Annotated in this window: 10 protein-coding genes and 1 pseudogene; 3 read left to right on the top strand and 8 right to left on the bottom strand. The window is 68.7% G+C overall.

What is annotated here, in order from left to right; all coding sequences use genetic code 11:
- The coding region (locus FXN61_RS45870) for an alpha/beta fold hydrolase (RefSeq protein ID WP_167980089.1) at nt 1-576 on the top strand (576 nt) is incomplete at its 5' end.
- Here FXN61_RS45870 and FXN61_RS45865 read toward each other — a convergent pair.
- From FXN61_RS45865 to FXN61_RS45855, 3 genes are all read right to left on the bottom strand, one after another.
- Complete coding sequence (locus tag FXN61_RS45865) at nt 526-1,071, bottom strand: hypothetical protein (RefSeq protein ID WP_167980088.1); 546 nt, start codon at nt 1,069-1,071, stop codon at nt 526-528. The two genes, FXN61_RS45870 and FXN61_RS45865, sit on opposite strands and share 51 nt — an antisense overlap.
- Nucleotides 1,072-1,174: 103 nt before the next feature.
- Nucleotides 1,175-1,825, bottom strand: coding sequence for a response regulator (locus FXN61_RS45860; protein WP_312878520.1), 651 nt, complete (start codon nt 1,823-1,825; stop codon nt 1,175-1,177).
- Nucleotides 1,822-3,078: a sensor histidine kinase gene (locus FXN61_RS45855; protein WP_312878519.1), complete on the bottom strand. Its 1,257-nt coding sequence runs from the start codon at nt 3,076-3,078 to the stop codon at nt 1,822-1,824. The genes FXN61_RS45860 and FXN61_RS45855 overlap by 4 nt, the downstream gene beginning before the upstream one ends.
- 149 nt (nt 3,079-3,227) lie before the next feature.
- Here FXN61_RS45855 and FXN61_RS45850 point away from each other — a divergent pair, with 149 nt between their 5' ends.
- The gene (locus FXN61_RS45850; protein ID WP_281360875.1) at nt 3,228-4,463 is read left to right on the top strand and encodes an ABC transporter substrate-binding protein; all 1,236 of its coding nucleotides are present in this window, start codon (nt 3,228-3,230) and stop codon (nt 4,461-4,463) included.
- A 14-nt stretch (nt 4,464-4,477) separates the two neighbouring features.
- The gene (locus FXN61_RS45845; RefSeq protein ID WP_167980086.1) at nt 4,478-5,230 is read left to right on the top strand and encodes an MBL fold metallo-hydrolase; all 753 of its coding nucleotides are present in this window, start codon (nt 4,478-4,480) and stop codon (nt 5,228-5,230) included.
- A 3-nt stretch (nt 5,231-5,233) separates the two neighbouring features.
- Here FXN61_RS45845 and FXN61_RS45840 read toward each other — a convergent pair whose 3' ends face one another.
- From FXN61_RS45840 to FXN61_RS45820, 5 genes and pseudogenes are all read right to left on the bottom strand, one after another.
- Nucleotides 5,234-5,941, bottom strand: a complete 708-nt coding sequence (locus tag FXN61_RS45840; protein WP_167980085.1) for a GvpL/GvpF family gas vesicle protein — start codon at nt 5,939-5,941, stop codon at nt 5,234-5,236.
- Entirely contained in the window at nt 5,938-6,297 is a 360-nt protein-coding gene (gene gvpJ / locus FXN61_RS45835; RefSeq protein WP_376770818.1) for a gas vesicle protein GvpJ, read from the bottom strand. Before gvpJ (FXN61_RS45835) ends, FXN61_RS45840 begins: the two co-directional genes overlap by 4 nt.
- A complete protein-coding gene (locus tag FXN61_RS45830; RefSeq protein ID WP_167980084.1) occupies nt 6,291-6,560 on the bottom strand; it encodes a gas vesicle protein K in 270 nt (89 codons plus the stop codon). Before FXN61_RS45830 ends, gvpJ (FXN61_RS45835) begins: the two co-directional genes overlap by 7 nt.
- Nucleotides 6,557-6,715, bottom strand: coding sequence for a gas vesicle protein GvpJ (gene gvpJ, locus FXN61_RS45825; RefSeq protein WP_167980083.1), 159 nt, complete (start codon nt 6,713-6,715; stop codon nt 6,557-6,559). Before gvpJ (FXN61_RS45825) ends, FXN61_RS45830 begins: the two co-directional genes overlap by 4 nt.
- Nucleotides 6,708-6,890 (bottom strand): annotated as a pseudogene (locus FXN61_RS45820) (GvpL/GvpF family gas vesicle protein); the annotation flags it as partial. The gene gvpJ (FXN61_RS45825) and the pseudogene FXN61_RS45820, both read right to left, overlap by 8 nt.
- Nucleotides 6,891-7,007 lie beyond the last annotated feature (117 nt).

The following is a 7,007-nucleotide window of genomic DNA, read 5'->3' as shown; positions in this document are numbered from 1 at the left end:
CCGCTGGACGTGATCGGGCACGACATCGGCGCCGGTGTGGCCGCGCGGCTCGCGGCGGTGTGGCCGGAACGGGTCCGCCGCGTCATCACGATGTCCGTGCCGCCGCCGGCCGCGCTGCGCACGATCTTCGACGATCCCGCTCAGCAGCAACGGTTCTTCTACCTGTTCCTGTTCCAGGTGCCCGGTGTGGCCGAGGGTCTGCTGAACGACACGCTGATCGACTATCTGTGGCGCACGTGGTCGCCGGGTCTCGAAGTACCGCAGTACGTCAGGACCATGTACGAGGATCCTGCGCTGAGGGCCAACGCGCTCAGGCTGTACCGGGCGAACTTCGACCGGTCGCTGCACGATCCGGAGCTGTCCTCGCTGGCGAAGATCTCCGAGAAGCCCGCGCGGATCCCGATGCTGGTGCTCGCCGGCGCCGACGACGGGTGCATCACGCCGGACAAGTACGCCGACGCCGCCACGGGTCTCGCCCCTGGTTCGCGGGTCGAGATCGTGGCGGGCGCCGGGCACTTCCTGCAGCTAGACCGCCCCGACGAGGTCGCGGCGCTGGCGCTTGACTGGTTCCGCTGACTTGCGGATCCGGCCCCACGGCTTGAACACGGACAGGATGTAGGCGAACAGCAGCAACGTCGGCGCGACGACGACCGGGTGCATGATGTCGGACGGGATCACCGCGGTCGGGTCGCCTGCCAGCATCCGCTCGCCGATCCGCGCCGCCTCGGCCACGCCCGGCCGCAACGAGAACGCGATCAGCAGTGACATGCCGACGTTCAGGAACAGCTTGATGGCGACCCACCAGTACTTCACGAGCCCGTACTTGCTGCCGACGCCGAGCACGACGCCCGAGATCATGCAGACGACGCTGGCGCCGAACATCGGCCAGATCGCGAACAGGTCGATCGCCTGGATCGCGACCCCCGCGGTGTTGATGTCCTCAGTGGACAGTGCGACCACGACGAGGATCCCCAGCGCGAGGTCGATGCCGAGCCACGCCGCCGCCGACAGGACGTGCACGAGCAGCACTGCCTTGCGGGCTCGGCCACTGAGCTTGCGGGTGGTAGTCATCGCGGTGCACTCCTTCTCTCGTGGTGTCGCGTCTTACTCTCGCGACCACGAGCGCCCGCATCATCCGCTCACGCTCTGATCTCGCGTACGTCAGATTGCGTACTCAGCCTCCCGGCGTGACGATCCCCCGCTCGTACGCGAACACCACGGCGTGCGTGCGATCCCGCAGCCCGAGCTTGGCCAGCACGCGCGAGACGTGCGTCTTCACCGTGGTCTCCCCCAGGAACAACGTGGCGGCGATCTCCGCGTTGGACGCGCCCTTGGCCAGCTCGACCAGCACCTCGAACTCGCGGTCGGTCAACGAAGGCGGCCGCGTGCGCTCGCGCGAACCGACCGTGCTGAACCGCGCGATCACCCGGCGAGTCACCTCGGGCGACAGCAACGCGTCGCCGCGTGCCACCACCCGCACGGACTCCACGAGGTCCTCCGGCGTGGCGTTCTTCAGCAGGAACCCACTCGCCCCCGCCTGCAGCGCCTCGAAGAGGTAGTCCTCGCGGTCGAACGTCGTCAGTATGACCACACGGGTGCCGTGACCAGCGGAGAGGATCTGGCGGGTGGCTTCGAGGCCGTCCATGCGCGGCATCTGCACGTCCATCAGCACGACGTCCGGGCGCAGCCGCGAGGCCAGCTCCACGGCCTCGGCACCGTCGCCCGCCTCGCCGACCACCTCGATGCCCGGCTCGGTGCCGAGGATGACCCGGAAACCGGCGCGGACCAGGTCCTGGTCGTCGGCCAGTACGACTCGCAAACTCACGCCTTCTCCTCCGTGGGCAGCGATGCACGGACGAGATAGCCCGCGTCACGCCGTGGTCCTGCTTCCAGCGAACCGCCGTGCACGGCCAGCCGTTCACGCATCCCGACGAGCCCGAAACCAGCACCACCGGAAGCCGAGAGACCACGGCCGTCGTCGGTGATCTCCACTTCCAGAGCGCTGTCCAGGAAGCGCATCCGGACCTCGACGTGCTTTGCGTCGGCGTGCTTGACGACGTTCGTGAGTGCCTCCTGCACGACCCTGTACGCGGACAACGCCACCGCGGACGGCACGTCTCGCACGTCGCCGTACACGCCGTGCGAGACCTCCAGCCCTGCGGCACGGGCGTTGTCGAGCAGCTCCGGCAGATCGTCGAGACTGGGAGCCGCCTTCGAGTCGGTCTCCGCGTCCGCTCTCAGCACGCCCAGCAGGCCGCGCAGCTCGTTGATCGCGGTACGGGCGGTCTGCTCCACGGTCTTCAGCGCGTCGCGCGCCAGCGCGGGATCGGAGTCGAGGACTCTGCGCGCTGCGCCGGCCTGGATGCCCATCACGGACACGTGGTGCGCCACGACGTCGTGCAGGTCGCGTGCGATGCGCATGCGTTCCGCGGCGATGGCTCCGCGGGTGTTCTGCTCCTGCGAGCGTCGCAGTTCCTCGGCCTGGAACTCCAGTTGTGCCCGGCGCCGGGCCGCCGTCCACGCCATCTCCCCCACCACGTAGGCGAACAGGAAGAAGAAGACGTTGAACTCCAGTCCGTAGAGGACGGAGGCGAGCACCGGGTCCATCGGTCCTGCGGCGTCCTCGAACTCACCCTTGGGGCCGATCAACGCGCGCACGAGGTTGAAGCCCAGCCACAGGAACATCGCGACGATGACGCCGATGCGGGACCAGCGCGCGAGGACGCGGTTCCGCTCCCACGCGCCGACGGTGAAGATCGCGAGGAACAGGATCGCGGACGGCACCAGGTTGTCGCCGACCTGCCGCCACTGCGCGGCGATGAACACGGCGGACACCACGAGCATGACCGCCAGCGGGTAGCGGCGGCGCACCACCAGGGGCAGCGACAGCGCGAGCACCCACGCGAGCTGCTCGCGCAGGCCAGGAGCGCGACCGAACGCGAAGGCGCCCATGCTGTTGATCAGCACGGTGGCCTCGACCGCGCACAGCAGCACGATCGCCGTGATGCCGATGTCGCGCCGCCGCTGGGCGGGCGTCGGTCCAGGCCGCTGCCACTCGTTCCACACGGGCTCTTCCACCGGATCACGGTACCCGGCGCGCCTTTTACATCGGCGACCGAAGCTATTCACCCTGGAGGGTGTTTCGGGCCACAAAGTTGGACTGGCCGAGACCTGTTACCCAATACTTCGCGCTACCCGCGAGTAACCACCCTGCGACAAGGCATCGAATGTCCATTCGCCAGCTATTCTTGTCCGCCACCCTGCTGCTCGGCACGCTCACCGCGTGTGCCTCGGTTGACACGACCGAGCCCAAGCTCCGAACTGGTCCTGGAGTCACCACTGAATCGATTTCGCTCGGTGTGTTGACAGACATGACAGGACCGTTCAAAGGGTCTTCGATTTACCGCATCCGCGGCTATGAGCTCTATCTCGACGATGTCAACAAACGTGGTGGCGTGTGCGGCCGCCGCGTTGAGCTGAAGCAGAAGGACCACGCGTACGACGTCCAGAAGGCGCTCGACGGCTATTTCGAGCTGGAACCGCAGGTGCTGGGATTCATCGACGTGGCAGGTCAGCCGATGACCGCCGCCATCGAGCCGGACCTGATGCAGACGCGGGCGCTCACGGTGCCAGGTTCGTGGGCGGCCTCCCTGCTCGGCAACCCGCACATGATGATCGTCGGCACGACCTATGACCTCGACATCATCAACGGCCTCGACCACTACAAGCGCAAGGGAGCCCTCGCGGCGGGCGACACGATCGGTCACGTCCACCTGCGCGGCAGCTTCGGTGACAACGCGCTGGAGGGCAGCCGGTTCGCCGCGGAGAACTGGGGCATGAAGATCTCCGAGCAGGCGGTCACGGAGACGACTGCGAACCTGACCGAGCAGATCGGCGCGCTCAAGGCCGCCGGCGCCAAGGTCGTGGTCCTGAGCCTGACCCCGCCGCAGACCGCGGCCGCCGTGGGGATCGCCGCGCAGCTCGGGTGGAACGTGCCGATCCTGTCCAGCGCCGTCAGCTACGACCCGGCGATGATGGAGTCGCCGGTCGCGCCGGTGTTCGCCAAGCAGGTCCTGCTCACGTCGCCGGTCGCGCCGTGGAGCGCCGACGTGGAGGGCGTCCGTGAGCTGCGCGACGGCTACCACCAGCGCTTCCCCGGTGAGGAAGGCACGCTGAACACCGTGCACGGCTACACCGTCGCGATGGCGTTCGTGGCCGTGCTGGAGAAGGCCTGCGGCAAGAAGGACCTGACCCGAGACGGGGTGCTGCGGGCGTTCCACGACACCAACAGCCTCAAGACCAAGAGCCTCACCGGCGAGCTGCGCTTCTCGCTGGTGGGACGGCCGTCCGCGACCCAGTCGTACATGAGCCGGCCGGACGCGAAGGTGCCCGGCACGCTCAAGGTGGAGGAGAACCTCCACGAGTCGGAACTGGTGAAGCTCAAGGGCACCCGCGCTCGTTGATCTAGCCTGGCGTGATGGGACTCAGCCTGACCGTGCTCGGGTGCGCGACGCCGTACCCGAGCACGGACAACCCGTGCTCGGGCTACCTCGTGTCGCACGGCGACACTCGCGTGTGGATGGACGCGGGCACCGGCACGCTCGGTCCGCTCCAGCGCCACACACGGCTGGAGGACCTGGACGCGATCTGGATCTCGCACCTGCACGCCGACCACAGCGCGGACCTGCTCACCACTTATTACGCCCTGCTGTTCGCGGACGTCGAGCGCGACCCGATCCCGTTGTACGGCCCGCCGGGCATCGCCGACCGCCTCGCAGGCTTCCTCACCAACGGCCCGCAACGCAGCCCGGTCGAGTCGGCGTTCGCGGTGACCGAACTCCGCGACGGGCTCGACACGACGGTCGGTTCGATGCGGCTGACGACGGCAGCGGTCGAGCACGGCATCCCGGCGTTCGGCGTGCGCATCGAGGCGGCGGGCCGATCGCTGACGTACTCCGGCGACACCGCGCCGTGCCCGAGCCTCACCGAGCTGGCGCGCGGCACCGATGTGCTGCTGTGCGAGTCCGAAAGCGCGGAGAAGACGCCGGACATGGCACATCACACTCCGGAGGACGCGGGTGAGACCGCGGCCAGTTCAGGCGCGGGCAGGTTGATCGTGACGCACGTGGGCCGCTTCCTGACCACGCGGGAAGCGGTCACCCGTGCCTCGTCCCGCTATACCGGCCCCGTCGACCACGCCGCGCCGGGCGCCACGTTCACCATCGGCTGACCGTCACCAGCCCCAACGGGACGTGGACTGGTTCCCGCGCTGTGTGGCGAGATCGAAGAAGTGGAACGCCGGCAACGGGCCGATGCAGCTCGACGTGATGTTGTCCGACGTGCCCAACGCGGACACCGCGGCACGCACTGTCTCGGCCTCATCCAGCCGCACGACGAACGCGCGGTGCTCCTCGGTGTGGTCGCTCGAGTCGAGCAGGGCGACCGCGCGAGCCATCTCCGCGATTGGCGCGAGCAGCACGTCGGCCTGGTTCCTCCGCCACCACTCGATCTCCCTGGCGATCCGTTCACCCTGCGCGATGGTGGAGGCCAGATCGCCACCACCACCGGTGAGCGTGCCCTTGTCGTGGACCGCGCGGAGTGCCGCGCCCTCCTCGAACACCAGTCGAACGTGCATTTCCGCCATGCCGTCGAGCTGGCTGAGGTGATCGCGCAGCGTCGACAGGACCAGTGCGTGCACGGCGGCACGGGCCGCGGCCTCGTCCACCGCGGTGGTACCGATGCGCATCGGCAGCACCGGACCACCCGGCAGCAGCGCGCACAACGCGGACAGGTGCGCGACCGCTTCCTGCTCGGTCAATGCACGCTCCTCCCCCCGGTCGCTGACCACCACGGCGAGATCCTCCAGTCCTACCAACCGGAACGGCGAGTCATCCGGCAGCCGGTGTCTCGCCCGCACCACGCCGTGCAGGTGCAGGCTCACGACCTGTGCTCCTCCACCGGAACCGCAGCCTGAGCCGGAGCCGGCGTGACCATGGCCGGAGTGACGACAGCCGGGACCGCCGAGGCGAGCAGGCCGTACGTGCCGGCGATGCCCTGCGGGGTCGGCGGCGGCGTGATCACGCCCCGGCGCGCCGCTTCGAGCCGCTGCATCGCTTCCAGGTAACGGATGTAGGTGTCCACGCTGGCGATCACGACCTTGATGTCGATGGCCAGGATCTCGATGCCGATCAGCGAGACCCGCACCGACGCGTCGATCACGAGTCCTTTGTCCAGCAAGACGTTCAGCACGTCGGCCAGTCCGCCGCCGGAGTTGGAGATAGCAGGAGCGGTCACGATGATGTCCTCTCTTCTGACAACAGGCTCGCGATGTCGACAGGGAGCCGGACGCCGGTGGAATCCGGCTCCCCCAATGCTTCGCGCAGTGCCGCGAACTGGCGTTGCAGCGAGATCAGCGCCTGGCCGAGGTTCTCCACCTCCTCGTCGGTCAGCGTGCCCGCGTCCACGCGGCGCAACGCCTGGCGCTCGAGCAGTTCACACACGATCTCCAGCACGGCCACGACGATCCGGCCGAGCCCTCTGCCCGCGTCCTGCGCGCTCATCTGGCGCTGCCGATGCCGATCAGCAGCAACCGCAGGTCGAGCCGGATCAGCTCGACACCCGCCAGCGCGATGACGACGTCGCCACGCACCACCGCGCCCCGGTGCACCACCCGGTCGAGCAGGTCGACGAGGCTCGCGGCGTTGTGCTCAGGCATCGGCGAACTCCACGCTCGTGAACGAGTACGGCGGCCACGGGCCGGTGATCTCCGCTGTCAGCCCCAGTTCGCCGGTCAGCCTCCCGATCTCGGTGTGGAAGTCGTGCTCGGCGCCGGCGTCCACCAGATACGCCGCTTCGAGGAGCAGGCCGCCCGCGAGATCGCGGCACGTGCTCTCGGCGGCCGCCGGTCAGTGCCTCGTGCAAGGTCTCCGCACCACGCCTGGCCGCGTCGGCGTCGGCCAGGCGCTGACGGCGCTGTGCCAGGTAAGCGGTCCCGACAGCGCGTCCAG

The sequence above is a fragment of the Lentzea indica genome (assembly GCF_012184385.1).
In the GTDB taxonomy this organism is placed as follows: domain Bacteria; phylum Actinomycetota; class Actinomycetes; order Mycobacteriales; family Pseudonocardiaceae; genus Lentzea; species Lentzea indica.
The sequence above is the reverse complement of the archived record's forward strand: the minus strand, read 5'-3'. Positions and strand labels throughout refer to the sequence as shown.